27 protein-coding genes are annotated in these 23,382 nt (G+C 64.6%); 24 read left to right on the top strand and 3 right to left on the bottom strand.

Translation table 11 applies throughout. From position 1 onward, the window contains the following. The first annotated feature begins 2 nt into the window (after nucleotides 1-2). Nucleotides 3-1,313 carry an amino-acid N-acetyltransferase gene (gene argA, locus ACQ4WO_RS03945; RefSeq protein WP_046685875.1) on the top strand — a complete coding sequence of 437 codons (1,311 nt, stop codon included), beginning with the start codon at nucleotides 3-5 and terminating at the stop codon, nucleotides 1,311-1,313. Nucleotides 1,314-1,357: 44 nt separating this feature from the next. Here argA and kdsA read toward each other — a convergent pair whose 3' ends face one another. Further along, nucleotides 1,358-2,203 carry a 3-deoxy-8-phosphooctulonate synthase gene (gene kdsA / locus ACQ4WO_RS03940; RefSeq protein ID WP_034750794.1) on the bottom strand — a complete coding sequence of 282 codons (846 nt, stop codon included), beginning with the start codon at nucleotides 2,201-2,203 and terminating at the stop codon, nucleotides 1,358-1,360. Nucleotides 2,204-2,422: 219 nt separating this feature from the next. Here kdsA and ACQ4WO_RS03935 point away from each other — a divergent pair, with 219 nt between their 5' ends. Together ACQ4WO_RS03935 and ACQ4WO_RS03930 are read left to right on the top strand one after the other, a co-directional pair. After that, entirely contained in the window at nucleotides 2,423-2,695 is a 273-nt protein-coding gene (locus tag ACQ4WO_RS03935; protein ID WP_436480307.1) for an oxidative damage protection protein, read from the top strand. Nucleotides 2,696-2,862: 167 nt separating this feature from the next. Then, complete coding sequence (locus ACQ4WO_RS03930; RefSeq protein ID WP_436480306.1) at nucleotides 2,863-3,399, top strand: DUF6622 family protein; 537 nt, start codon at nucleotides 2,863-2,865, stop codon at nucleotides 3,397-3,399. A 47-nt stretch (nucleotides 3,400-3,446) separates the two neighbouring features. On the opposite strand, the gene rpiA is transcribed toward ACQ4WO_RS03930, so the two are convergent. Then, nucleotides 3,447-4,124, bottom strand: a complete 678-nt coding sequence (rpiA, locus tag ACQ4WO_RS03925; RefSeq protein ID WP_436480305.1) for a ribose-5-phosphate isomerase RpiA — start codon at nucleotides 4,122-4,124, stop codon at nucleotides 3,447-3,449. Between the two features lie 208 nt (nucleotides 4,125-4,332). On the opposite strand from rpiA, the gene ACQ4WO_RS03920 reads away from it, so the two are divergent. The 3 genes from ACQ4WO_RS03920 to ACQ4WO_RS03910 are packed head-to-tail and all read left to right on the top strand — an operon-like array spanning nucleotide 4,333 to nucleotide 6,289. Further along, nucleotides 4,333-4,701: a response regulator gene (locus ACQ4WO_RS03920; protein ID WP_092710869.1), complete on the top strand. Its 369-nt coding sequence runs from the start codon at nucleotides 4,333-4,335 to the stop codon at nucleotides 4,699-4,701. Between the two features lie 2 nt (nucleotides 4,702-4,703). Continuing rightward, nucleotides 4,704-5,330 carry a chemotaxis protein CheC gene (locus tag ACQ4WO_RS03915; protein ID WP_034750807.1) on the top strand — a complete coding sequence of 209 codons (627 nt, stop codon included), beginning with the start codon at nucleotides 4,704-4,706 and terminating at the stop codon, nucleotides 5,328-5,330. Nucleotides 5,331-5,335: 5 nt separating this feature from the next. Further along, on the top strand, nucleotides 5,336-6,289 hold the full coding sequence (locus ACQ4WO_RS03910; protein ID WP_436480638.1) for a GGDEF domain-containing protein: 954 nt from the start codon (nucleotides 5,336-5,338) through the stop codon (nucleotides 6,287-6,289). Between the two features lie 7 nt (nucleotides 6,290-6,296). On the opposite strand, the gene ACQ4WO_RS03905 is transcribed toward ACQ4WO_RS03910, so the two are convergent. Then, a complete protein-coding gene (locus ACQ4WO_RS03905; protein ID WP_436480304.1) occupies nucleotides 6,297-7,265 on the bottom strand; it encodes an IS1595 family transposase in 969 nt (322 codons plus the stop codon). Nucleotides 7,266-7,506: 241 nt separating this feature from the next. On the opposite strand from ACQ4WO_RS03905, the gene ACQ4WO_RS03900 reads away from it, so the two are divergent. The 18 genes from ACQ4WO_RS03900 (at nucleotide 7,507) to ACQ4WO_RS03815 (ending at nucleotide 23,373) form a co-directional block, all read left to right on the top strand. After that, nucleotides 7,507-9,174, top strand: a complete 1,668-nt coding sequence (locus ACQ4WO_RS03900) for a sensor histidine kinase (protein WP_128142249.1) — start codon at nucleotides 7,507-7,509, stop codon at nucleotides 9,172-9,174. Beyond that, nucleotides 9,171-9,872, top strand: a complete 702-nt coding sequence (locus ACQ4WO_RS03895) for a response regulator (protein WP_436480303.1) — start codon at nucleotides 9,171-9,173, stop codon at nucleotides 9,870-9,872. The genes ACQ4WO_RS03900 and ACQ4WO_RS03895 overlap by 4 nt, the downstream gene beginning before the upstream one ends. Before the next feature lie 243 nt (nucleotides 9,873-10,115). Continuing rightward, on the top strand, nucleotides 10,116-10,262 hold the full coding sequence (locus ACQ4WO_RS03890; protein ID WP_436480302.1) for a hypothetical protein: 147 nt from the start codon (nucleotides 10,116-10,118) through the stop codon (nucleotides 10,260-10,262). A gap of 82 nt (nucleotides 10,263-10,344) precedes the next feature. Then, nucleotides 10,345-10,518, top strand: a complete 174-nt coding sequence (locus ACQ4WO_RS03885) for a Flp family type IVb pilin (RefSeq protein WP_070222439.1) — start codon at nucleotides 10,345-10,347, stop codon at nucleotides 10,516-10,518. 94 nt (nucleotides 10,519-10,612) lie between these two features. Beyond that, nucleotides 10,613-10,786 (top strand): Flp family type IVb pilin, encoded by a 174-nt coding sequence (locus tag ACQ4WO_RS03880; RefSeq protein WP_436480301.1) that lies wholly within the window; start codon nucleotides 10,613-10,615, stop codon nucleotides 10,784-10,786. Then, entirely contained in the window at nucleotides 10,783-11,853 is a 1,071-nt protein-coding gene (locus ACQ4WO_RS03875) for a phosphatase PAP2 family protein (RefSeq protein WP_436480300.1), read from the top strand. Before ACQ4WO_RS03880 ends, ACQ4WO_RS03875 begins: the two co-directional genes overlap by 4 nt. Further along, complete coding sequence (locus ACQ4WO_RS03870; RefSeq protein ID WP_436480299.1) at nucleotides 11,850-12,437, top strand: prepilin peptidase; 588 nt, start codon at nucleotides 11,850-11,852, stop codon at nucleotides 12,435-12,437. The genes ACQ4WO_RS03875 and ACQ4WO_RS03870 overlap by 4 nt, the downstream gene beginning before the upstream one ends. 40 nt (nucleotides 12,438-12,477) lie before the next feature. Then, nucleotides 12,478-13,098 (top strand): methyltransferase family protein, encoded by a 621-nt coding sequence (locus ACQ4WO_RS03865; protein ID WP_436480298.1) that lies wholly within the window; start codon nucleotides 12,478-12,480, stop codon nucleotides 13,096-13,098. Between the two features lie 31 nt (nucleotides 13,099-13,129). Further along, complete coding sequence (locus tag ACQ4WO_RS03860) at nucleotides 13,130-14,476, top strand: DUF8689 domain-containing protein (RefSeq protein ID WP_436480297.1); 1,347 nt, start codon at nucleotides 13,130-13,132, stop codon at nucleotides 14,474-14,476. Further along, entirely contained in the window at nucleotides 14,473-15,321 is an 849-nt protein-coding gene (gene cpaB / locus ACQ4WO_RS03855) for a Flp pilus assembly protein CpaB (RefSeq protein WP_436480296.1), read from the top strand. Before ACQ4WO_RS03860 ends, cpaB begins: the two co-directional genes overlap by 4 nt. Nucleotides 15,322-15,343: 22 nt before the next feature. Further along, complete coding sequence (locus tag ACQ4WO_RS03850) at nucleotides 15,344-16,930, top strand: type II and III secretion system protein family protein (protein ID WP_436480295.1); 1,587 nt, start codon at nucleotides 15,344-15,346, stop codon at nucleotides 16,928-16,930. A gap of 9 nt (nucleotides 16,931-16,939) precedes the next feature. Beyond that, entirely contained in the window at nucleotides 16,940-17,218 is a 279-nt protein-coding gene (locus tag ACQ4WO_RS03845; RefSeq protein ID WP_436480294.1) for a hypothetical protein, read from the top strand. A 46-nt stretch (nucleotides 17,219-17,264) separates the two neighbouring features. After that, nucleotides 17,265-18,815, top strand: coding sequence for a pilus assembly protein TadG-related protein (locus ACQ4WO_RS03840; RefSeq protein WP_436480293.1), 1,551 nt, complete (start codon nucleotides 17,265-17,267; stop codon nucleotides 18,813-18,815). A 7-nt stretch (nucleotides 18,816-18,822) separates the two neighbouring features. Further along, a complete protein-coding gene (locus ACQ4WO_RS03835; RefSeq protein ID WP_034750833.1) occupies nucleotides 18,823-19,290 on the top strand; it encodes a TadE/TadG family type IV pilus assembly protein in 468 nt (155 codons plus the stop codon). 10 nt (nucleotides 19,291-19,300) lie between these two features. Next, nucleotides 19,301-19,819, top strand: coding sequence for a TadE/TadG family type IV pilus assembly protein (locus ACQ4WO_RS03830; protein WP_436480292.1), 519 nt, complete (start codon nucleotides 19,301-19,303; stop codon nucleotides 19,817-19,819). 23 nt (nucleotides 19,820-19,842) lie between these two features. Beyond that, entirely contained in the window at nucleotides 19,843-20,994 is a 1,152-nt protein-coding gene (locus tag ACQ4WO_RS03825) for a CpaE/TadZ family protein (RefSeq protein ID WP_436480291.1), read from the top strand. Between the two features lie 26 nt (nucleotides 20,995-21,020). After that, entirely contained in the window at nucleotides 21,021-22,388 is a 1,368-nt protein-coding gene (locus ACQ4WO_RS03820; protein WP_436480290.1) for a TadA family conjugal transfer-associated ATPase, read from the top strand. Between the two features lie 10 nt (nucleotides 22,389-22,398). Further along, nucleotides 22,399-23,373 (top strand): type II secretion system F family protein, encoded by a 975-nt coding sequence (locus tag ACQ4WO_RS03815; protein WP_436480289.1) that lies wholly within the window; start codon nucleotides 22,399-22,401, stop codon nucleotides 23,371-23,373. Nucleotides 23,374-23,382: the final 9 nt, after the last annotated feature.

The following is a 23,382-nucleotide window of genomic DNA, read 5'->3' as shown; positions in this document are numbered from 1 at the left end:
TAATGGAAAACCCTACCCAATTCGTCCAATGGCTGCGCTCCGTCGCGCCCTACATCCACGCCTTTCGCGGCAAGACCTTCGTGGTCGCCTTCCCCGGTGAACTCGTCAGCGCCGGGGCGCTGCAGGTGCTGGCCCATGATTTGTCCCTGCTGCATGCGCTGGACATCAATGTCACCGTCGTCTACGGCTCGCGGCCGCAGGTGGCGGAACAGCTGGCCCTGCGTAACGTCGAAGGCCGCTTCCACAATGGCGTGCGCATCACGGACATCGCCGCGCTGGAATGCGCGAAGGAAGCCGCCGGCGAGCTGCGCCTCGATATCGAGGCCGCGTTCAGCCAAGGCTTGCCGAACACGCCCATGTCGCATGCGGCCATCCGTATCATTTCAGGCAACTTCATCACGGCGCGCCCGCTGGGCGTGATCGATGGCGTGGACCTGGAACTGACGGGCATCACGCGCAAGGTCGACGCGGAAACCATCCATTCCATCCTCGGTTCGGACGGCCTGGTGCTGCTCTCGCCGCTGGGCTTCTCGCCCACGGGCGAAGCGTTCAACCTGACGATGGAAGACGTGGCTTGCAGCGCCGCCATCGCCCTGCACGCGGACAAGCTGATTTTCATTACCGAAACGCCAATGATGGAAGACGCGACGGGCGTGGAAATCCGCGAATTGTCGTCGCACCAGGCCGAAGCCGTGCTGATGGCGGGCTTCCTGCCCGACGCCACGGCGTTTTACCTAAAACATTGCGTCAAGGCATGCCACAACGGCGTCGAGCGCTCGCACATCGTGCCGTTCTCGATGGATGGCTCGGCCCTGCTGGAATTGTTTACCCATGATGGCGTGGGCACCATGATCAGCCATGAAAACCTGGAAAGCCTGCGCCAGGCCACCATCGAAGACGTGGGCGGCATCATCAAACTGATCGAACCGCTGGAAGCGGACGGCACCCTCGTCAAGCGGGGCCGCGAGCTGATCGAGCGCGAAATCGATTATTTCTCCGTCATCGAGCATGACGGCGTGATCTTCGGCTGCGCCGCCCTGTATCCGTTCCCCGCGCAAAAGATGGCGGAAATGGCATGCCTGACGGTCAACCCGGAAGTGCAAGCCCAGGGCGACGGCGAGCGCATCCTGAAACACATGGAAAACCGCGCCCGCGCCGCCGGCCTGAACAAACTGTTCGTGCTGACCACGCGCACCTCGCACTGGTTCAAGAAGCGCGGTTTCGTGCCGGCCACCGTCGACGATTTGCCGAAGGACCGCCAGCATATGTATAACTGGCAGCGCAAGTCGCAGGTCCTCATCAAAACCTTGTAAAAAGAAAAAGCCCGGCATGCCGGGCTTTTTTTACATTGAAATCGTTATTTGATATTCAGCGGCGCAAACGATTTGACCAGGTCGTCGAGCGCCTTCAATTGCGCGAGGAATGGTTCCAGCTGGTCCAGCGGCAAGGCGCTGGGGCCGTCGCAGCGGGCATTGTCCGGGTCAGGATGGGCTTCCAGGAACAGGCCGGCGATGCCGACGGCCAGGCCGGCGCGGGCCAGGTCCGCCACTTGCTGGCGGCGGCCGCCCGATGCGGCGCCACCGGGGTCGCGCTGTTGCAGTGCGTGCGTGACGTCGAAGATGATGGGCAGGTCGTCGCACGTCTTCTTCATGACGCCAAAGCCCAGCATGTCGACCACCAGGTTGTCGTAGCCGAGGCAGGTGCCGCGGTCGCACAGGATCAATTGATCGTTGCCCGCTTCCTTGAATTTCTCTACGATATTGGCCATCTGGCCGGGGCTCAAAAATTGCGGCTTCTTGATGTTGATGACTTTGCCCGTTTTCGCCAGGGCCACGACGAGGTCCGTCTGGCGCGCGAGGAAAGCAGGCAATTGCAGCACGTCGACCACTTCGGCCACCTGCTGCGCTTGCCATGGCTCATGCACGTCGGTAATCACGGGCACGCCGAACGCCGCCTTGACGTCCTGGAAGATGCGCATGCCTTCTTCCAGGCCAGGGCCCCGATAGGAATGGATCGATGAACGGTTGGCCTTGTCGAAGCTGGCCTTGAACACATAAGGAATGCCCAGTTTTTGCGTCACGCGCACATATTCTTCGCAGGCGCGCATGGCAAGATCGCGCGATTCGAGCACGTTGATGCCGCCAAACAGCGCGAAGCTGCCGGTATTGCTGACGTCGATGCCATGGACTTTCACTGAGGTCATAGGGATTCCATATTGGTTAATTGTTACTACTTGCTTGGAAGAGGCGCTGCCAGCGGCTGGCGCGATAAGGCATCTTACTAGCTGGGGCGGCGCAGATCAAATTTGATCCAGCGCAAGGGCGCGGCAAACGGCGTGTCGCCAGGCCGCGACGGCCCCGCGAGGGCAGGCGCAAAGTGCCTTATAATCACGCTTTATCTCTACACTGATTCAGGAGCACAGATGGCCCGCACGATCCACTGCATCAAACTCAACAAGGAAGCCGAAGGACTGGATTTCCCGCCGTACCCGGGCGAACTGGGCAAGAAGATTTACGAATCCGTGTCGAAGGAAGCATGGGCTGCCTGGCTCAAGCACCAGACCATGCTGGTCAATGAAAACCGGCTGAACCTGGCCGACGCGCGCGCCCGCAAATACCTGGCCACGCAAATGGAAAAGCATTTCTTCGGCAATGGCGCCGATGCCGCCATGGGTTACGTTCCGCCAACCGAGTAAGTTTTATCGCTTGCCCGTGACCACGTCACGGGCAGTTTCACCTGCGTTTCACGCCCGCCTCCGCCGTTTCACGGCACCGCCGCCCCGTTTCATCGCACACCGCTCGCCGCCCATGCCGCCGGCTGGCACAGTACGTCCATCGACAACCTCATTCCAAGGCGGACACCATGTTGCAGCAAATCTTCAGCCACACTCCCCTCTACGTCTGGGCCATCCTGGGCTTTCTCGTCTACCGGGGCGTGCTGGCCAGCCGCGCGCGCGAAGTGACTTTGCGCAAGCTGTGCATCATTCCCATAGTGATGCTGGCGCTGTCGCTGAGCGGCGTGCATGGCAGTTTCGGCTTCGATGGCGTGGCGCCGTTCGCCTGGGCAATCGGCGCCCTGGCCGGTGCGGCGCTGGCGTGGACGCTGACCGATGCGCGCAAGATCGTCGCCATTCCCGAACGGATCAGCGTACAGCGTCCCGGCAGCTGGGTGCCATTGATCCTGATGATGAGTATCTTCTGCATGAAATATGCGGTGGCAGTGACCCTGGCCATCGCGCCGGCCTATGCCCACGCGACCGGCTTCATCGCACCTGTCTGCCTCGCCTATGGCTGCTTCAGCGGCCTCTTCCTCGGTGGCTTGCTGCGCACCGTGGCCGTGTACCGGGCGGTGCAAATGGAAGGCTGGGGTCAGACCCGGCGGGGGAATGCGCCCCAGTGAGGCGCATTCCGATCACGCAGTGACTGCCCCCGGATTTCTGCTGCGTATCAGTAGGCCAGGGTACGCACGCCTTCCGGCATGCCCAGCAGGCAGACATTCGCGCCGCGCACGGCGAACAGGCCGACGGCGATGACGCCGACGATCTGGTTGATCTGCTGCTCCAGCGCCACCGGGTCGGCAATTTTCAAGCCCAGCACGTCGATGATCTCGCCGCCGTTATCCGTAATGAACGCTTGATCGCTGCCCGCCTTCAGGCGCAAGCGGGGCGTGCCGCCCAGCGCGGCCAGCTGGCGCGAGACGGCGGCGCGCGCCATCGGCACCACTTCCACCGGCAGCGGGAAGGCGCCCAGAGTATCGACGAGCTTGGAGCCGTCGGCGATGCAGACAAACTGTTTCGCGACGGATGCGACGATCTTTTCACGCGTCAATGCCGCGCCGCCGCCCTTGATCATGGCGCCGCTGGCCGTGATTTCATCGGCGCCGTCGATGTAGACGGCGATCGACTCGACGTCGTTCAAGTCGAAGACGGGAATGCCATGGTCTGCCAGGCGCGCGGCCGTCGCTTCGGACGACGCGACCGTCCCCTTGATACGGTCCTTGATCTTGGCCAGTTCATCGATGAAAAAGTTGGCGGTGGAACCGGTGCCGACACCGATGATTTCGCCGTCCACCACATAGTTAAGGGCGGCGCGGGCTACGGCTTGCTTCAATTCGTCTTGGGTCATGGCAAAAAAAAGGCTAAAGTGAGGAATGCCGCTATTTTAACGGATTGCCAGCCCGGCCAGCCGGCCATGATGACGGGCCATGCGATGGAATACAACAGGGAAGCAGGAAACCTTTGCTCCAGGGCAATTCCCAGCCAATTACTCTCTATGCTCCCTAAAATATGCGAAAATGGCACGATTGCCCGATATGACGTTCCAGGAATAGCACATGAATCACAGTAAACAGGTACTTGTTGTCGATGACAGCCGGGTTTCACGTTTGATGTCGCATCAGTTCATCCTCAGCAAACATGCCGACTGGCAAGTGATTGAGGCGGCGACGGGTGAAGAAGCCCTGGAAAAAGTCAAGACTGTCAGCCCTGTGCTGATATTACTGGATGTCAACATGCCCGGCATGGGCGGCGTGGCGGCGGCGGAACAATTGCGCGCGCTGTGCCCGCAAACGCACATCGTTCTCGTCACGGCCAACGTGCAAAACGCCATCCGCAACCGCGCCAGCGAACTCGGCGTCGGCTTCATGGAAAAACCGATCACGGAAACGCGCATCCACCAGCTGATCGAGTCACTGGGACTGTGAGCATGGTCAATCTCTCCGAACTCGAAAACGATGCCCTCGTAGAGATATTCAACATCGGGGTGGGCCATGCGGCGGCCGCGATGAGCGAAATCGTCAATGAAGAAGTCACCATGTCGGTGCCGTCGATCACCTTCCTGAACCGTGCCGACGCGGCTGCATTGCTGGGCAGCAAGAAGGATGGCGAACGCATCTGCGGCGTCAGCCAGCATTACGATGGCGCCTTCGCCACCGAAGCCATCTTGATGTTCCCCGAAGACAAGAGCCTGGAAATTGTGCGCCTGATGGTGGGCGACGCCATGCCGTTGCAGGAACTGACGGAAATGGAACAGGAGGCGATGAGCGAAATCGGCAACATCATCCTCAATTCCTGCGTGGGAACTTTGGCCAACCTGTTCGACAGTGAACTGCATGGCTCGCTGCCCCTGTACCATGTGGGCACCAGCGCGGAAATCCTGTCCTCGTTCGGCGGTGACGATGACGACGCCGTCGTGCTGATGCTGCATATCGACTTCGTGCTATCCAAGCACCAGATCCACGGTTATGTGGCATTCGTGCTCGACCTGTCTGCCTTGCACGACCTGAAGCAGCAGGTCAGCCGCTATCTGGCCAAGGTCCTGGGACAGGCGTGACGATCATGCCGGAGGCCTTGCACCGACTCGCCCTGCTCGAGAGCATACTCGGTGCCGTCAACCTGGGCGCCATCGTGCTCGACGAACAGCACCGCATCGTGCTGTGGAACCACTGGATGGCGCGCCACTCGGCGTGCCAGGCCGTGCTGGGCCAGGATTTCTTTGCCGTCTATCCGGAATTGCGCCACAAGCGCATAGCCTCGGCCATCACCCAGGCCCTGCGCGACAATTTCCAGTCGCTGCTGTCGCAAACCCTGCACAAGGCGCCGTTTCCCCTGTACACGCATGGCGCAGCCGAAGGCCGGGAGCGCATGCAGCAGGCGATCGCCGTCACGCCAATCAATTTGCCCGGTTCGCCGCGCCACTGCCTGATCCAGATCAATGATGTGACCATCGCCGTGGGCCGCGAAAAGCTGCTGCGCGAACAAACCATGGTCTTGCGTTCGCAAACCTTTGCCGACGGCTTGACCGGCATCGCCAACCGCCGCCACTTCGACGTGGCGATCGAAAAGGAAATGCGGCGCGCCATGCGCACGGGCAGCCCCCTGTCGCTGCTGATGATCGACATCGACCATTTCAAGGATTACAACGACCATTACGGTCACCAGCAAGGTGATGACTGCCTGATACGAGTGGCGGCCGAACTGGCCGCCATGCTACAGCGCCCCACCGACTTGCTGGCGCGCTATGGCGGCGAAGAATTTGCCGCCATCCTGCCCGACACGGACGCGGCGCAGGCGCTGCGCATGGCCGAGGCGATCCGCGAACGGGCGGCCGGGCTGCGCATTCCGCATGCCAAGACGGGCAATGACGTCAAGCACATCACGGTCAGCATCGGCATCGCCACCCAGCACCCGCAACAGCAGCCGACCATCGCCGCCCTGATCGGCGCCGCCGACCGCGCACTGTACCTGGCCAAGGGCGCCGGGCGCAACCGCGTGATGGTGCAGCCGCTGTAAAAAAAAGCTATGTCACCGTCAGGTGTGGAAATGCACCCAGCGTTGCTTTCAACAGCGTTTCCGGTGAACGGATACGCCCGGCGTCGAGTATCCACCGCCATCCCAGGTAGTTCGGCAGGTAGCGCGTTGCCACGCCGTGAAACGGCCCTAACCATTCGCGCAAACGGCTGTGATAGGCGTTGACGTTCTGCACGTGGGCGGCGCCCTGCACGCGGATGCCGGCGCGCAAGTTGACGGCCTGGTGGCTGATACGAGCTTCCCGAGCAAAAGCCCGGTAGGCGGTATGGCCATCGGTGACCAGCAGCACGTCCTTGTCGATGACAGGCAACAAACAGTGATGCAACTGCGCCTTCGTCAACGCCCCTTTGCCCGTGACGAAGTCGAGGGTCTGGCCTGTACGGTCGCGTGCCACCAGGATGCAGACCTGTTCATTCGATATACCGCGCTGGCGGTCATGGCCGCCACGGCGGCGCGCCGGACGCGTCATGTTTCTGGATCCCTTTTCCGATTCCAGCAGATATAACTCGTCGGCCTCGGCGATGCCATGCAGTCCATGCGGCCGGTCCGTCTTTGCCAACGATAAAAACCGGTGACGCCAGCGAAACGTGGTGTTGCGGTGCACTCCTAACTGACTGGCCGCCTTGCGCACGGAATCCGATGCCAGCAGGCAATCGGCGTAGTCGAGCCATAAGGTCTTGTGACGCAGGCGCGCCAGCGGCGTGCCGGTGAGCGCATTGAAGGTGCGCCCGCAGGGAGCACAGCGGTAGCGCTGCAGACCGTGCGCGTGACCATGCCGGTGCAGGTGCGCCGAGTGGCAGGCGGGACAGGCCAATCGCGTCTGCGCGACACTTTCCAGCAGCGCGACGGTCGCGTCGTGCGGCGCGCTGCCACGTAGCAGGGCAATACCTGCTTGCCGCTGACGCTGGCTCAACTGAGCAAACTGCGCAATCAAGGTGATCCATTCGGCTGGCCGCATGATCTGCTCCCTACGTGATTGATATGCAGAGTCAGACAGCACGGCCAAGGGAAGATTCCGGCCTTTCCCCTAGTTGCCGATGACAGAGCCAAAAAAAGCAACGCAGGACAAAGGATTCCAGTAGACATCTTTACGGCGTGTGCGTAGACTCGTCAGTGATTGCAGCAACAACAACAAGAATTTATCTGTGGTATCTATCCCTGCGCATGGCTCACCATGCGGGACACGGCCAGGAGCGCTTGTGAATCTCGATCCTCCCCTCAAATCCGGCTTGCCGGGTGCTGGCATGGATACGACCATGGTGAACGGCATGCGCCTGCTGCTGTCGAGCGCCACCTTGCTGACTCTGTTCATCGATCCCGAAAGCGCCGGCAAGCTGAGCAAGATTACCTGGCTGATCTTTTCCGCCTACACCATGCACAGCCTGCTGCTCTACGTGCTGGCAGTACTGGGCCTCAGCCTGCCCCAGGACATCTTGCTGTACTGGCTCGACGTGGCCTGGTATGCGCTGATCGTGTTTTCCACCAGCAGCCACAACACTTTATTCTTCCTGTTTTTTTTCTTTGCCATCCTGACCTCGTCGTTCCAGCGCGGCTTCGAGGAAGGCGCGCGCGTCACCCTCGCTTCGGCCGGCCTGTTCGCCGCCACGGCGCTGTTCGGCGAAACGGATGCGGAACTGTCGCGCCTGCTGCTGCGCACCACCTTCCTGCTGGCGCTCGGCTACATGATCGCTTACTGGGGTGGTTCGGCCATCACGCAGCGCAGCCATCTGGCGCTGCTGCGCGATGTCAGCCAGCTGTCCAATCCGCGCTTCGGCGTCGACCAGACCATTACCTCGGTGCTGGAAAAAACCCGCAGTTATTTCAACGGCCGCAGCTGCCTGCTGATCATGCAGGACAAGGGCACGCGCGTCTGGTCGCTGCGCAGCGTGCTGCAAACGGCAACGGGCGTCGTGCACACCAGCTCGCTCCTCAGCGACGACGCGGCCAGTCCCCTGCTCGCTTTCCCGCACGATAAAATCGCGCTGTACAACCAGCCCGCAGGCCCCTGGCTGCCGTGGATAGGCGGCGCGCGCATGCTCGAGCCCGACAGCGGACGCTGGCTGCGGCATGACGACGCGGCGGGCGCCCGCCTGGCCGAACTGCTCGAAGCGCACGCCTTCATCAGCGCGCCGCTGCCCCTGCGCAATGGCAAAGGCCGCATCTTTATCGTCTCCGCCACCAGCATGAGCAAGACGGATGCCCTGTTCCTCAGCCATATCGGCGCGCAGGCGTTTCCCGTCATTGAAAACATCAACCTGCTCGACCGGCTGGCGTCGCAGGCGGCCTCGCGCGAACGCGAAAAGATCGCGCGCGACCTGCACGACACGGCCGTGCAGCCGTATATCGGCTTGCGCCACGGCCTGGCCGCCTTGCGCAACGAAGCCACGCCGGGCAATCCGCTGCTGCCGGAACTGGAAAAACTGATCATCATGTCGGGCCAGGTGATCGCCGACCTGCGCAGCTACGCGCGCACGTTCAAGAACGGGCAAGTGCAAAGCGAGCCGGAACTGCTGGTCGCGCTGCGCCGCCAGGCCACGCAGATCCGCGAATTCTATGGCATCGACATCGCCCTGCAGATCGAAGGCGACCTGCACATCAACGACCGCCTGGCGGCCGAAGTGTTCCAGATCGTCAACGAGGGCATGAGCAATATCCGCAAGCATACATCGGCGCGCCACGGCGCCGTCAAGCTGACCTGCGTGCAGGGCGCGCTGCACATCAGCATCGACAACGAATGCGCCGCCGCGCACGTCCCCGATTTTCTGCCCGACTCGCTGGCCGAGCGCGCCGCCGCCCTCGGCGGCACGGCGCGCGTCACGCATGGCATGCTGGGCAACACCTCCGTGCAGATCGAGATCCCCATATGAATGACTTACGCCACATGCCACCGGCCAGCCATGTCATCAGCGTCATGCTGGTGGACGATCACAAGACCATGCTGTGGGGTCTGGAGCGGCTGATCGGCGGCGAGCACTCGGGCATGCGCGTGGTCGCCACGGCCTCCGACAGCAGCGAGGCGCTGGAGCAGGCGAAGGCGCTGCAACCGGATGTGATCGTGCTGGACCTGGACCTGGGCGGCATCAGTTCGCTGGCCATCCTGCCCGCGCTGGCGCAGTATGGCAGCACGCGCGTGCTGGTGCTGACGGCCAGCCACGACCAGGCCGTTCTCGACCAGACGGTACTGAAAGGCGCGCGCGGCATCGTCAGCAAGGATGCGCCGGCGGAGATGGTCTTGAAGGCCATCGAAAAGGTGTACCAGGGCGAGCTGTGGCTGGAACACGCGATGCTGGGACGCATGCTGACACAGCTGACCCAGCCCGGCGGCGGTTCGGCGCAAGCCATCGCCATCGCCAGCCTGACCCTCAAGGAAAGAAAGATCATCGCCGCGCTGGTGCACGGCAGCGGCACGCCGGCCAAGCTGCTGGCAGACCAGCTGTTCATCTCCGAACACACCTTGCGCAATCACCTGACGTCGATCTACCGCAAGCTGGGCGTGTACAACCGCCTGGAACTGTACGCCTACGCCACCAAGCACCAGCTGGGCCAATTGCCGCCCGGCGCCTGATCCTGCTGCCTCCCTGCGCGGCCACGGCCGCGCATTTCCTCCCCGCCTTCCCCTTCGCCAGCCAGCGGCACGGCCGTTGCGTCTGCGCGCCAGACTCGACCGTGACAATTGTCACGAAAAAAACAAGCAGTTCCTCCTTGCAACAAAAGGATGTTCTTCTGATGTAGATCAAGGTGCCAACTTCTATAGTGGTTTTACCGGAGTGCAAATCACCGCACGGCCCACCACGACACGGAGCACAGAATGCGCCTTGACAAGTTTCTTCCGACATCCCTGATCACCTACTTGCAGGGCAAGGAAAAAGCTGCGTTCTACCGCTATGCGCTCGTGGCGGCCCTCATGGCGGTGGTGTGCATCATCGGACTGCTGGCACTGGGCGAAAGCCCTTGAGCACGCCAGGTCGTAGCACCAGGAAGCAACACCGCCATGCCGTTTCATCCACCGCCGTACCTTAACCACACCAGGAGTTGTCATGAACCTCATCAAAAACTTTATCCGCGAAGAAGATGGCGTCACCGCAATCGAGTACGGCCTGATCGCCGCCCTGATCGCCGTCGTGATCATCGCCGCCATCACCATCGTCGGCACGCAACTGAAAAAGACCTTCAGCACGATCGGCACCAAGCTGACCACCGCCAATGCCTGACGCGGTACGGTCCGGGCCGGCACAGCGCCAGCCCGGACTACGCTTCCCCCATTCCCGGCACGCCCACCTTGACGAACGCATAGCGAGGCCCATCGTGAAATCTCTCTTCAGCCGTTTATCCGACGAGTCCGCCGTCACCGCGATCGAATACGCGCTGCTGGCGGGCCTGATCGCGGCAGTGCTGGTGGTCACGATCGCCCTGCTTGGCGACCAGGTCAAGCTGCTGTTTGTCTACGTCAAGGACCAAGTGGTCCTGGCCCTGTCATGAACACCCTGCGCGCCTCGCTGCGCACCCACCGCGCCCTGCTGCTGATCGTGCTGTCGTACGCCGCCGTGGCGACCTTGCTGGCAGGCGGCCTGCCCAGCGCAGCGGACATCTTCAACGTGCTGGCCGGCTTCCTCGTGGCCATCCTCACCGGTCCCGTCTTCATCCTGTGCGGCTACACCATCCACGTCATGGTGATGAAACGCCCGCACCGCCTGTGCCACTATCTGTACCACGATCTGCGCCGCTACCTGAGCAACGAGCGCCTGCTGCACGCGCTGCCGGCCATGCTGCTGATCCCCGTCTTCGCCTCCAGCTTCACCGTCATCAAGGGCGCCATCCCGCGCCTGCACTCCTACACCTGGGATGCCACCCTGTCGGCCTGGGACATCGCGCTGCACGGCGGCATGGCCCCGTGGGCAAGGCTGCAGCCGCTGCTGGGCCATCCGCTGGTCACGGGCCTGCTCAACTTCAGCTACCACCTCTGGTTCTTCCTGTTCTACGCCATCCTGTACTGGCTCATTCTCGACACGCGCCGCCCGCTGCTGCGCATGCAGTTCCTGCTCAGCTTTGCGCTGACCTGGATCGCCCTGGGCAGCATCCTGGCCGTGCTGTTTGCCTCCGTCGGTCCCTGCTACTACGGCCACCTGCACGCCAGCGATCCGTATGCGCCGCTGATGGCTTACCTGCAAGAGGCCAACCAGCACGTTCCCGTCTGGGCCCTGCAGGTGCAGGACATGCTGTGGCAAGGCTATCAAAGCAAGGGCGCACACGGCGAACTGGGCATCTCCGCCATGCCCAGCATGCATGTGGCCACGGCCGTGCTGATGGCCATCGTGGGCTGGAACGTCAGCCGCGCCGCCGGGATCGCCCTGTCCGCCTTCGCCGTACTGATCCTGCTCGGCTCCATCCACCTGGGCTGGCACTATGCGCTCGACGGCTATGTCGGCGCGGCCGGCGCGGCGCTGGTGTGGCGCCTGGTGGGACGGCTCTTGGCCAGCCAGGCCGCGGCACCGGTCGTGCACCTGGCCACGGCGCCCTGCATGGGCAAGGAAGGACTGACGTCATGAACGCCTACCTGCCCATGCTGCTGTGCCTGGCCGTACTGGCCGCCCTGCTCGCTGCCGCCCTGTGGCACGACCTGCGCACACGCCGCATCCCCAACCTTCTGGTGCTGTGGGGCACCCTGGCGGGACTGATCCTCAACAGCTTCGTACCGTCGGGCGCCGGCCTGTTCGACGCGGCCTTCGGCGGCCTGGGACTGCTGCAGGCGCTGGCCGGCGCCGCTGCCGGACTGGCCCTGCTGCTGCCCATGTACCTGCTGCGCGCCCTGGGCGCCGGCGACGTCAAGCTGATGGCCATGTGCGGCGCCTTCCTCGGTCCCGACGCCGTGCTCGAAGCGGTCCTGCTCACCTTCCTGTGCGGCGGCGTGCTGGCCCTGGCCGCAGCGCTGGCCGGCCAGCGCCTGCGCCAGGTGCTGAAAAACACCTACCACATGATGCTGGGCGCGCTGCTGCACAGCCTGGCCGGCGGCGCCGCCACGATCGCCGAACCGCCGCCCGCCACCGGCAAGCTGGCCTACGCCTTCGCCATTGCCAGCGGCACCACGCTGCAGCTGTTCCTGCATTACAACCACCTGTGGAGCCTGCGCTGAAACGCGCCGCTCCGACGACCCGCCACCCTAGGACCCGACCATGGACACCCTCGCTACTTTCTGCCACTCGCGCCACGCCAGCCTGTGCACCAGCATCGCCATGGCTTGCCTGTGGGCGTTCTTCGCCAGCGCGCACGTGGTGGGATTCCTGCACAGCGGCGACTGGAGCTATCTGCTGTTCTGCGCCGCCGAAACCCTGGCCGCCCTGTTCTTCATCGTGCGCTCGGCTCCAGTCAGCGTCTCCACCGATGCGGGCGACTGGCTGCTGGCCATCGGCGCCACCTTCGCCCCCTTCCTGCTGTCTCCCGCCGACATGGCCATCTGGCCAGGCGCGCGCTACCTGCTGGCCGTCGGCAGCCTGCTGCAGATCGCCGGCCTGCTGTCGCTGAACCGCAGCTTCGGCCTGGTGGCGGCGCAGCGCGAGATCAAGACGGGCGGCGTCTACCGCGTGATACGCCATCCGCTGTATGCCAGCTACCTGATTTCCCTGAGCGGCTACCTGCTGGCCAACACCTCGCCCACCAACACCGTCATCTATGCCGCGACGATGAGCATGATGGTGATGCGCCTGCTGCGCGAAGAGCGCTTCCTGTCCACCGACGTGCGCTATCGCGTCTACATGCGCCAGGTGAAGTACCGCCTGCTGCCCTTCATTTTCTGATATCCGGCCACCCGAGCGAGGAGCACCCATCATGCCTGACACCTATCCAGAACGCAGCGACGGCGGCGGCGTCGAACCGGCCGCCAAGCGCGCGCCACGCACGGTCGAGGAAACGGGATTGCCCTTCCTGTTCCTGGTCGAACTGCTGGTCAAGATACTCTTCCTGCGCGGCCAGATCGGCCTGCCCGCCCTGTCGACGCACGTCAAGCTGGGCGCCGGCGTGCTCGAGCCGCTGCTCACTTTCATGCGCGCCGAAAAGCTGTGCGAAGCGCGCCGCAACGGCGGCAGCGGCACCGACGCCGACCTGTCCTATATGCTGGGCGACCAGGGCCGCCTGCGCGCCGCCGAGTACATGCGCCGCAATGCCTACAGCGGTCCCGCGCCCGTCACCCTGGCCGACTACAGCAATCAGGTGCTGGCGCAAAGCGTGGCGGACATGCATGTCACCCGCGACGACGTGCAGCGCGAATTCCGCAACGTGGTGGCCAGTTCGGCCGTGCTCGATCAGCTGGGCGCGGCCATGAACTCCGGGCGCGCCCTGTTCTTCCACGGCCCCGCCGGCAGCGGCAAGAGCTACCTGGCCGAGCGCCTGAACGGTCTGCTCAGCGGCGCCATCGCCCTGCCGCATGCCGTGATGGTCGACGGCGAAGTGCTGCCCTTCCTCGACCCCATGCTGCACACCGTGTCGCGCGGCGGCCCGGTGCCATCCGACCCGCGCTGGGTACGCGCCGAGCGCCCCGCCGTGCTGACGGGCGGCGAGCTGACGCTCGACATGCTGGACCTGCAATTCGACCAAGGCACCCGTTTGTACCAGGCGCCGCCGCACCTGAAGGCCAACAACGGCATCTTCATCATCGACGACCTGGGCCGCCAGCGCTGCTCGCCCGTGGAGCTGATGAACCGCTGGATCGTGCCGATGGCGCGCCACATCGATTACCTGTCGCTGCACACGGGCTACAAATTCCCCGTGCCCTTCGACGTGATCGTCGTGTTCTCGTCGAACCTGGCGCCGCAGCACCTGGCCGACGACTCCTTCCTGCGCCGCATCGGCTACAAAATCCATGTGGGGCCCTTGAGCGCCTACCACTACCTGGCCGTGTTCCGCAGCACCTGCGCCCAGCTGGGCATCAATTTCGACGAAGCCTCCTACACCTACCTGCTGCACCTGCACAGCCAGTACGGAAGGCCCTTGATGGCCTGCTATCCGCGCGACATCCTGGCGCAGATCTGCGACCAGGCGCGCTATGAAGACCACGCGGCGCAGCTGTCGCCGGAAGGGCTGCTGTGGGCATGGAAAAACTATTTCGGCAGCGATGACGACCTTGCAAGCACACACACCGGACCGGAAGCGGTCCAGCACAAAGGGGAAGCAAAATGAGAAACGCACGCGCTCTGACGATGATGGCCATTGCGGTCATCCTGGCGTTCGCCGCGGTCATCGTGGCCGCGCGCTGGATCAATGCCCAAGCCTCGGGCAACATCAACAAGGTGGCCGTGGCCCAGGTCGACATCAGCCTCGGGGCGCGCCTGACGCCCGACATGGTGCGCATGGTGGACTGGCCATCGAACGCGCTGCCGCCGGGCGCCATCAACGATCCGAAACTGCTGGAAACGCGCGTCACGCGCACCAGCATCCAGCACGGCGAACCGATCATGGAAGGCAAGCTGGCGCCTCCCGGCACGCAGGGCGGCCTGTCGGCCGTCGTCGCCGAAGGCAAGCGCGCCATGACCGTGCGCGTCAACGACGTGGTGGGCGTGGCCGGCTTCGCCCTGCCCGGCAATTTCGTCGACATTCTCGTCAACACCCAGGGCGAAGGGGCCCGCAAGACGCCGGACCGCGATCCGAACATTTCCAAGATCGTGCTCGAACGCATCCTCGTGCTGGCCATCGCCCAGGAATCGAGCCGCGACGACACCAAGCCCAAGGTGGTCAACGCCGTGACCCTGGAGCTGACGCCGGACCAGGCGGAAAAACTCGACCTGGCACGCAGCGTGGGCACCCTGTCGCTGGTGCTGCGCAACCAGGTCGAGGACAAGCCCGTCAACACGGAAGGCGCCACCAAGTCCAGCTTGCTCGATGAAAAAGTCGCCATGGCAACCCCCGCCGCCATGGTGCAAGCCAAGCCGCTGCCACGCCGCCGTCCCGCCGCCGCGCCTGCGCCACAGGCCGGTCCAAGGGTCGATGTCATCAAGGGGCTGGAACGCAGCTCCCAACAATTCTAACCTGCACCAGAGGAGTCACGCCATGAGCACATATTGCACAGCAAGCGGAAGCCGGGTACTCAGCCTGGCGCTTGCCCTCGCCATGATCGGCGCCCTGGCGCCCCAGGCGCGCGGCGAACCCGTCGCCGCCACCGCCACCGCCGCCGACACCGGGACAGCCAAAAGCAGCCGCGCCACCACCCGGCCCAAGGCCACCCCGCCGCAAAGCGAATCGCGCGCCGGCCGCACCGAGATGGCGCCGCAAATGAGCCTGGCCGAAGGCAAGTCGACCCTGATGCGCCTGCCGTTCGCCGCCAGCCGCATGTCCGTCGGCGACCCGCGCATCGCCGACGTCATCCTGCTCAATCCCAACGAGGTCTACCTGCTGGGGCGTTCCGTCGGCACCACCAACCTGATCCTGTGGAACAAGAGCAATGACGCCACCATCATCGACCTGGCCGTCGGCATCGACAGCAGCAGCCTGCAGGCGCGCATGGCCGAGCTGCTGCCGAACGAAAAGATCAACGTCACGGTGGCGGGCGACACCCTGATCCTGTCGGGCATGGTCAGCGACGTCGTCAAGGCCGACCAGGCCCTGTCGCTGGCCAACGCCTATGTGCAGCGCAGCGCCCGCAGCGGCAGCGCCGCCTCGGGCGCAGCACCCGCCGCAGGTGCCTCCGCTGCCGCTCCCGCCGCCGCGCCCGATGCGGGCACGCCGCGCGTGATCAACCTGCTGTCGATCGCCGCGCCGCAGCAGGTGATGCTGGAAGTGAAGGTGGCCGAAGTGTCGAAAGTGCTGGTCGACCAGCTGGGCGCCAGCCTGGGCATCAACAAGACCATCGGCAGCTGGTCGTATTCGCTGCTGTCCAGTCTGCTCAGCAACAATCCCAGCGGCTTGAGCGGCGCCAGCAAGAACAACTTCTTCAACCTCGACGCGCAAAAACGCGATGGCCTGATCAAGGTGCTGGCAGAACCGAACATCATGGCCATCAGCGGCCAGGAGGCCAGCTTCCTGGCCGGCGGCAAAATCTTCATCCCCGTCAGCCAGACCAACAATAACGGCGTGCCCACCATCACCCTGGAAGAGAAGGAGTTCGGCGTGGCCGTGAAATTCACGCCCACCGTGCTCGAAGGGGGGCGCATCAACCTGAAGGTGGCGCCGGAAGTGTCGGACCTGAACAAGGACGGCATCGGCATCACGGCCACCGGCATCTCGGCCACGGCCATCCTGCCGTCGTTTACGACGCGGCGCGCCACCACTACGGTGCAGCTGTTCGATGGCCAGAGCTTCGCCATCGGCGGCCTGATCAAGAACAACGTGACCAGCAATATCAAGGCCCTGCCAGGCCTGGGCGAAGTGCCCGTGCTGGGCGCCCTGTTCCGCAGCACGGACTTCCAGACGGACCGCTCGGAACTGGTCTTCATCATCACGCCGCACCTGGTCAAGCCGCTGCCGCCCGACTACAAGCTGCCCACCGACGGCTACATCCAGCCGACGCGCGGCGACATGTTCATGCAGGGAAAAATGGAAGGCAGCGCGCCCGCGCCCGCAGCGGCACCTGCGCCAGCAGCGCCCATGCAGCCGCAAGCGGCCGCGCCCCAGCCTGCCGCCGGCTTCGACCTCAAATAGGAGAACACCATGAAAACCGCACATTGCCTGCCCTGCGCCATCCTGTCATGCCTGCTGGCCGGCTGCGCCGCCACCACCACGCCCGTGCTCGATTCGCACTTCGGCGAATCCGTGGCCCTGCTCAAGGCGCAGCAGATCATGTATCCGGACGCCTACCGCAATGCCAACCCGGTCAGCGGCATCGACGGCAAGGCCGGCGCCAGCGCCTACCAGCGCTACCAGAAATCGTTCGCGGCGCCGGAACCGCAACCGAATGTCTTCACCATCGGCGTGGGCGGACGCCAATAGGCGCCGGTTCCGCGACGCCCTCCCCCCAGGCCACCAGGAGACAGCCATGAACACCGCATTTCGCAGGCACGACAAGCAGCAGGGCGCGATCGCCATCGTGCTGGGGCTGACTCTGGTGGTGCTGTTTGCCATGGGCGGCCTGGTACTGGACCTGGGCCACCTGTACATCGCCAAGGCGGAGCTGCAGAACGGCGCCGACAGCGCCGCGCTGGCAGGCGCCGTCGAACTCAATCAAAGCGCCACCGGCATCGACAACGCGCAGGCCAAGGCCATCGCCATCGCGCAAAAGAACCGCTACGACTTTTCCACCACGCTGACCATCACGGCCGCCAACATCAGCTTCGGCTCCAGCCCGGACGGCCCCTGGTCGTCCGGCGCCAGCGCCCGCACCAGCCCCCAGGGCCAAACCTTCATCCGCGTCGACACGGGCAGCAAGACCTTCGCCACTTATCTGATGGGCATCGCCGGCATCGCCAGCACCAGCACCTCGGGTGTGGCCGTGGCGGGCCGCTTCGTCAACGACGTCACGCCGATCGGCGTGTGCGCCGTCGATCCGGCCAACAAGACGGCGCAATACACGTATCCGGCCGCGCCGGCCGGCACGGGCCTGACGGAGCTGCTGGAATTCGGCTTCCGCCGCGGCGTCACCTACAACCTGTTCGGCCTCAATCCGCTGGGCGGCCCGTCCGACCCCTACCTGATCAACCCAGTCGACGCCCCGCCCGGCAGCTGCAGCGCCTCGCATGCGAGCGCCGCCTCCACCGCGCCCTTCATGTGCACGGGCAGCAGCGCCGTCATCACCAGCGGCACGGGCCAGGTCTACACGAATACGGGCCTGTCGGCCTCGCTGGCCGCTTCGCTCAATTCGCGCTTCGACGATTACGGCGGGCCATCCGTGTGCGACCCGGTGACGGCGCCGCCCGACACCAACATCAAGGAATATCCATGCGTGGGCGGCGCGTCGCCCTGCGCCGCCAGCGCCGCCAACTCGCCGCCCACCGGCTGGATGCAGCCGGGCGCCAGCACCCTGCCCAGCCAGCAGTCCGTCAGCCTTGCCGGCAGCAAGCCGAATTACCAGCTGCCGTCGGCCGGCACGGTGCCCGCTCCCTCGGCCGCGTTCGCCCAGTTCGGCGGCTACGGCGTGCTGTGGTCGTACGGCCCCGCCTATCAAAGCAATGGCGCCACCCCGGCCAAGGCGGGCACCGCGTATAGCGTCGCGGACGGCAACGCCAACCCCATGTACAGCACGGCCAAGGCGAATTACTTCGACACCGCCAGCTATCCGACCAGCGCCGGTGCCAGCTTCCCGGCCGGCACGCCGCCTTCGCCCTACAACCAGACCAGCGGCCCCACGTTCCAGGCGCCCTCGGTGGCCCATCCGGGCCAGCGCAACCGGCGCATCCTCAACGTGGTGCTGGTCGACTGCCGCACGGCGCCCGTGGGGCCGGCTTCGTGCGGCACCATGAACGCGGTCGGTATCGGCAAATTCTTCATGACGATGAAAGCCGATTTCAGCGGCGGCACCAAGCGCCTCGACGTCGAGTTCGCGGGCCTGATCGAGCCCGTGCCGAATTCCGAAATCAAACTCTACAAGTGAGGCGGCCATGCGCATCCACCACTCCCCCCTCAGGCAGCGCGGCGGCGCCGCCGTCGAATTCGGCATCGTGCTGGCCCTGCTGATCACCCTGCTGGCAGGCATCTTCGGCTTCGGCCGCGCCTTCTGGTATTACGACGCGCTGACCAAGGCCACGCGCGACGCGGCGCGCAACATGTCCGTCAAGGCCAAGGCCGGCATCGCCTCGCAGGGCGTGCCGGCGGCCAGACAGACCGTGGTCGATGCGGCCCTCAGCGCCGGCATCAGCGACTTCACCACGGCCAACGTGACGGTCACCTGCCTGGACGCGGCATTCAACGACAGCAACTGCAACGATGGCACGGCGCCGGGAGGCATCCGCGTCGAAGTCGTCAACTACACGCTGTCGGTGGGCCAGTACCTGCCCTTCGTGATCGGCGCGGCCAGCAGCTATGCCACGCCGCTCTCGCCGCGCACCACCATGCGCTACATGCTGTAAGGAGAACGCCATGCGCCACCGCCTTTCATCGTCTCCTCCAGCCGGGCGCCAGCGCGGCGCCGCCGCCGTCGAATTCGCCCTGGTGTCGCTGCTGTTTTTCACGCTGCTGTTCGGCATCCTCGAATTTGGCCGCATGCTGTACCTGTACAACACGGCGCAGGAAGTGACCCGCCGCGCAGCGCGCGAAGCGGTGGTGCGCTGGATCGACGAGACCGACGCCATCAAGACCCTGGCCCTGTTCGGCGGCACGGCCCTGCCGGCCGCGCCGGAACTGACGGCCGCCAACATCACCATCCGCTACCTGAACAAGAGCGGCGCCGAAGTGACCTTGCCGCCGACGGACCCGGGCGACAACCTGTCGGCCTGCGGCGACATCACGCGCACGGCCAGCTGCATCGACAGCGTGCGCGTATCGATCGACAACGTCAGCTACACGCCGATGGTCAGCCTGTTCGGTTTTCTCAATATCGCCGTACCAGCCTCGGTGGTGGTCATGCACGCCGAAAGCCTGGGCTTCCAGATCAACTGAACACCTTTACCGGGGAGTACCAAGTGAATATCGTCATCGTCTCGAAGAATGAAGCCCAGCTCAAACGGCTGACCCGCTTGCTGCGCGAACGCAGCACGGCCGACCGCGTCACCCTGCTGGCGAGCATACCCGATGTATTCGACAACGGCGTCACGCCGGACCTGCTGCTGCTGGAGCAGGAGCAGACGGGCGAGGCGGAGCTGGAACAGCTCGAGCTGCTGGGCGGACGCCATCCGAACCTGGCCATCATCGTGCAATGCCCACAGCAAAGTCCGCAATTCCTGCTGCGCTCGATGCGCGCCGGCGTGCGCGAAGTACTGCAGCCGGACGACGACGCGGCCCTGTGCGCCGCCTTGCGCCGCATCGAGGAAAAACTGCAGAAGCAGGTCACGCGCAAGGGCCAGGTGCTGGCCTTCGTCTCGTGCAAGGGCGGCAGCGGCGCCACCTTCATCGCCGCCAACCTCGGCTACGCGCTGGCCGCCGGCGAACAGCGCAAGGTGGCGCTGTTCGACCTGAACCTGCAGTTCGGCGACGCCGCGCTGTTCGTCTCGGACCACAAGCCGGCCACCACTCTGTCGCAGCTGTCGCAGCAGATCGTGCGCCTCGACGCTTCGCTGCTGACCGCCAGCATGATCCAGATCACGCCCGCCTACAGCGTGCTGGCCGCCGCCGACGACCCGGCCCACGCGGCCGACGTCGAAGCCGAGCATATCGACCGCTTGCTGACCCTGGCGCGCAGCCAGTACGACTACATCGTGCTCGACGTGGGGCGCGGACTCGACCCCGTCAGCGTGCGCGCGCTGGATCGGGCCGACCTGATCTTCCCCGTGCTGCAGGCAACCTTGCCGTATGTGCGCGACGGCAAACGGCTGCTCGACGTGTTCCGCGGCCTCGGCTACCGCGAAGACAAGATCCGCCTGATCCTGAACCGCTATGCCAGCAGCGACAGCATCCGCGTGGCCGATCTCGAAGCGGCGTATGGCAAGCACGTCTACAAATCCATCCCCAACCACTACGAGGCGGTGGCGGCCTCCGTCAGCCAGGGCGTGCCCATCCTCAAGCTGACGCCGCACAACGCCGTCTCGCGCGCCCTGCAGGAACTGGCCGCCAGCATGGCCGGCGAAACCCCGCCCGCCGCGCAGGGCTGGGTTTCGCGGCTGCTGGCGCGCGCTTGATCCCCTACATTTACCGGAGACCGACCATGACTGCCGAAAAACTCACCCTGCGGGACCGCCTGGGCTATGCCCAGGATGATGCCGCCCTGAATGACGATGCCGCGCACCAGGGCGCATCGAGCCAGAGCTACCAGCAGCTCAAGCACCGCACCCACCAGGCGCTGCTCGACCGCGTCGACCTGGAAGGCATGCAGCGCCTGTCGCGCGAGCAGATCCGCGAAGAGCTGAAAATCCTCGTCAGCGACGTGCTCACGGAAGACAATGTGGTGATCAACGAGCTGGAACGGCGCTCGCTGATCCGCGACATCCAGGACGAGGTGCTCGGCTTCGGCCCGCTCGAGCCGCTGCTGGCCGATCCCGGCGTGTCCGACATCCTCGTCAACACCTACCGCCAGGTGTATGTCGAGCGCCATGGCCGCCTGGAGCTGAGCGACATCTGCTTCACCGACGATGCGCATTTGATGAAAATCATCGACAAGATTGTCTCGCGCGTGGGCCGGCGCATCGACGAATCGAGTCCCATGGTCGATGCGCGCCTGCCCGACGGTTCGCGCGTGAACGCCATCATCCCGCCGCTGGCCATCGACGGCCCCGTGATGTCGATACGCCGCTTCTCGGCCCAGCCGCTGCGCCTGGCGGACCTGATGCTCAAGCACAGCCTCACGGAGGAAATGAGCACCACCCTGCAGGCGCTGGGCAAGGCCAAGGTCAACATCCTGATCTCGGGCGGCACGGGCAGCGGCAAGACCACCATGCTCAATGCGATTTCCGGCTTCATCAGCACGGCCGAGCGCATCGTCACCATCGAGGACGCGGCCGAACTGCAGATGCAGCAGCCGCACGTGGTGCGCCTGGAAACGCGCCCGCCGAATATCGAGGGCAAGGGCGAAGTGACGCAGCGGGCGCTGGTGCGCAACGCGCTGCGCATGCGCCCCGACCGCATCATCCTGGGCGAGGTGCGCGGCGCCGAGGCGCTCGACATGCTGGGCGCCATGAACACGGGCCACGAAGGCTCGATGGCCACCATCCACGCGAACACCCCGCGCGACGCGCTGACGCGGCTGGAAAACATGATCAGCATGGCCTCGGCGGGCATGCCAGTGAAGGCCATGCGCCAGCAGATCAGTTCCGCCATCAGCGTGGTGGTGCAGGTGGCGCGCCTGACGGACGGCAAGCGCAAGATCATTTCGATCCAGGAAATCACCGGCATGGAAGGCGAGATGATCACCATGCAGGAAATCTTCACCTTCCGCCAGACGGGCATCGGCGAAGACGGCACGGTGCAGGGGCATTTCCATGCCAGCGGCGTGCGGCCGCGCTTCCTGGAACGCCTGCGCGCCTTCGGCATCAGCCTGCCGGAAACCCTGTTCGATCCCGCCCGCCAGTACCATTAAGGGGAGCATCATGGACTATCTCTATTACGTATTCGCCATTCTCACCTTTATCGCCGTGGTACTGCTGATCGAGGGCGTGTACCTGGCGTGGAACACCTCGCGCGGCCCGGAAGCGGAAAGGGTCGCGCGCCGCCTGCGCATCATGTCGGCCGGCGCGCATGGCGAGACGGGCAGTTCGATGATCAAGAAGCGCCTGCTGAGCGACACCCCGTCCCTGCAGCGCGTGCTGCTCAGCGTGCCCCGCGTGCATGCGCTCGACCGCCTGCTGGAACAGTCGGGCATGACCTGGAGCGTGGCCAGCTTCGCCGGCGTGATGCTGGCCTCGGCCGGCGCCGCATTTTTGCTGCTCAGCTACTTCGGCGTACCGTGGCTGCTGCGCCTGCCGCTGGTGGCCGGCGCGGCCCTGCTGCCGCTGCTGGTGGTCTTGCGCGCCAAGGCCAAGCGCCTGCAGCGCATCGAGCAGCAATTGCCCGATGCGCTGGACCTGATGGCGCGCGCCCTGCGTGCCGGCCACGCCTTCCCCACGGCCCTGAAAATGGTCGGCGATGAAATGAACGCGCCGCTGGCCGTGGAATTTCGCGCCACCTTCGACGAAGTCAATTTCGGCATCGCCATGCAGGACGCGCTGATGAACCTGGCCACGCGCGTGCCCAGCACGGACTTGCGCTACTTCGTCATCGCCGTGCTGATCCAGCGGGAAACGGGCGGCAACCTGGCCGAGCTGCTCGACAGCATCAGCCGCATCATCCGCGAACGCATCAAGCTGCTGGGACAGGTGCGCGTGCTGTCGGCCGAAGGCAAGCTGTCGGCCTGGATTTTATCGCTGCTGCCCTTCGGCGCGGCGGCCATGATCCAGCTGACCAATCCGCAATTCCTGGAAATGCTGTTCGTCGATCCGGGCGGACGCAAGATGCTCGTCGGCGCACTGGTGATGATGGTGTGCGGCATCCTGGTCATGCGCAATATCATCCGCATCCGCGTCTGAGCCCGCAAG

This window comes from Janthinobacterium aestuarii (assembly GCF_051380835.1).
Classification (GTDB): domain Bacteria; phylum Pseudomonadota; class Gammaproteobacteria; order Burkholderiales; family Burkholderiaceae_D; genus Janthinobacterium; species Janthinobacterium aestuarii.
Note: the sequence above shows the minus strand (reverse complement) of the source record. Positions and strands in the feature narration are given on the sequence as shown.

Bases quoted from the DNA above. Each gene is read 5' to 3' on its own strand.
- ACQ4WO_RS03890 (WP_436480302.1), top strand. From the start codon at position 10,116: ATGCGCCTTGACAAGTTTCTTCCGACATCCCTGATCACCTACTTGCAG.
- ACQ4WO_RS03835 (WP_034750833.1), top strand. From the start codon at position 18,823: ATGCGCATCCACCACTCCCCCCTCAGGCAGCGCGGCGGCGCCGCCGTC.
- ACQ4WO_RS03820 (WP_436480290.1), top strand. From the start codon at position 21,021: ATGACTGCCGAAAAACTCACCCTGCGGGACCGCCTGGGCTATGCCCAG.
- ACQ4WO_RS03865 (WP_436480298.1), top strand. From the start codon at position 12,478: ATGGACACCCTCGCTACTTTCTGCCACTCGCGCCACGCCAGCCTGTGC.
- ACQ4WO_RS03870 (WP_436480299.1), top strand. From the start codon at position 11,850: ATGAACGCCTACCTGCCCATGCTGCTGTGCCTGGCCGTACTGGCCGCC.
- rpiA (WP_436480305.1), bottom strand. From the start codon at position 4,124: ATGACCCAAGACGAATTGAAGCAAGCCGTAGCCCGCGCCGCCCTTAAC.
- ACQ4WO_RS03905 (WP_436480304.1), bottom strand. From the start codon at position 7,265: ATGCGGCCAGCCGAATGGATCACCTTGATTGCGCAGTTTGCTCAGTTG.
- kdsA (WP_034750794.1), bottom strand. From the start codon at position 2,203: ATGACCTCAGTGAAAGTCCATGGCATCGACGTCAGCAATACCGGCAGC.
- ACQ4WO_RS03815 (WP_436480289.1), top strand. From the start codon at position 22,399: ATGGACTATCTCTATTACGTATTCGCCATTCTCACCTTTATCGCCGTG.
- ACQ4WO_RS03895 (WP_436480303.1), top strand. From the start codon at position 9,171: ATGAATGACTTACGCCACATGCCACCGGCCAGCCATGTCATCAGCGTC.
- ACQ4WO_RS03885 (WP_070222439.1), top strand. From the start codon at position 10,345: ATGAACCTCATCAAAAACTTTATCCGCGAAGAAGATGGCGTCACCGCA.
- ACQ4WO_RS03875 (WP_436480300.1), top strand. From the start codon at position 10,783: ATGAACACCCTGCGCGCCTCGCTGCGCACCCACCGCGCCCTGCTGCTG.
- ACQ4WO_RS03850 (WP_436480295.1), top strand. From the start codon at position 15,344: ATGAGCACATATTGCACAGCAAGCGGAAGCCGGGTACTCAGCCTGGCG.
- ACQ4WO_RS03930 (WP_436480306.1), top strand. From the start codon at position 2,863: ATGTTGCAGCAAATCTTCAGCCACACTCCCCTCTACGTCTGGGCCATC.
- ACQ4WO_RS03915 (WP_034750807.1), top strand. From the start codon at position 4,704: ATGGTCAATCTCTCCGAACTCGAAAACGATGCCCTCGTAGAGATATTC.
- ACQ4WO_RS03845 (WP_436480294.1), top strand. From the start codon at position 16,940: ATGAAAACCGCACATTGCCTGCCCTGCGCCATCCTGTCATGCCTGCTG.
- ACQ4WO_RS03830 (WP_436480292.1), top strand. From the start codon at position 19,301: ATGCGCCACCGCCTTTCATCGTCTCCTCCAGCCGGGCGCCAGCGCGGC.
- ACQ4WO_RS03935 (WP_436480307.1), top strand. From the start codon at position 2,423: ATGGCCCGCACGATCCACTGCATCAAACTCAACAAGGAAGCCGAAGGA.
- cpaB (WP_436480296.1), top strand. From the start codon at position 14,473: ATGAGAAACGCACGCGCTCTGACGATGATGGCCATTGCGGTCATCCTG.
- argA (WP_046685875.1), top strand. From the start codon at position 3: ATGGAAAACCCTACCCAATTCGTCCAATGGCTGCGCTCCGTCGCGCCC.
- ACQ4WO_RS03860 (WP_436480297.1), top strand. From the start codon at position 13,130: ATGCCTGACACCTATCCAGAACGCAGCGACGGCGGCGGCGTCGAACCG.
- ACQ4WO_RS03920 (WP_092710869.1), top strand. From the start codon at position 4,333: ATGAATCACAGTAAACAGGTACTTGTTGTCGATGACAGCCGGGTTTCA.
- ACQ4WO_RS03910 (WP_436480638.1), top strand. From the start codon at position 5,336: ATGCCGGAGGCCTTGCACCGACTCGCCCTGCTCGAGAGCATACTCGGT.
- ACQ4WO_RS03840 (WP_436480293.1), top strand. From the start codon at position 17,265: ATGAACACCGCATTTCGCAGGCACGACAAGCAGCAGGGCGCGATCGCC.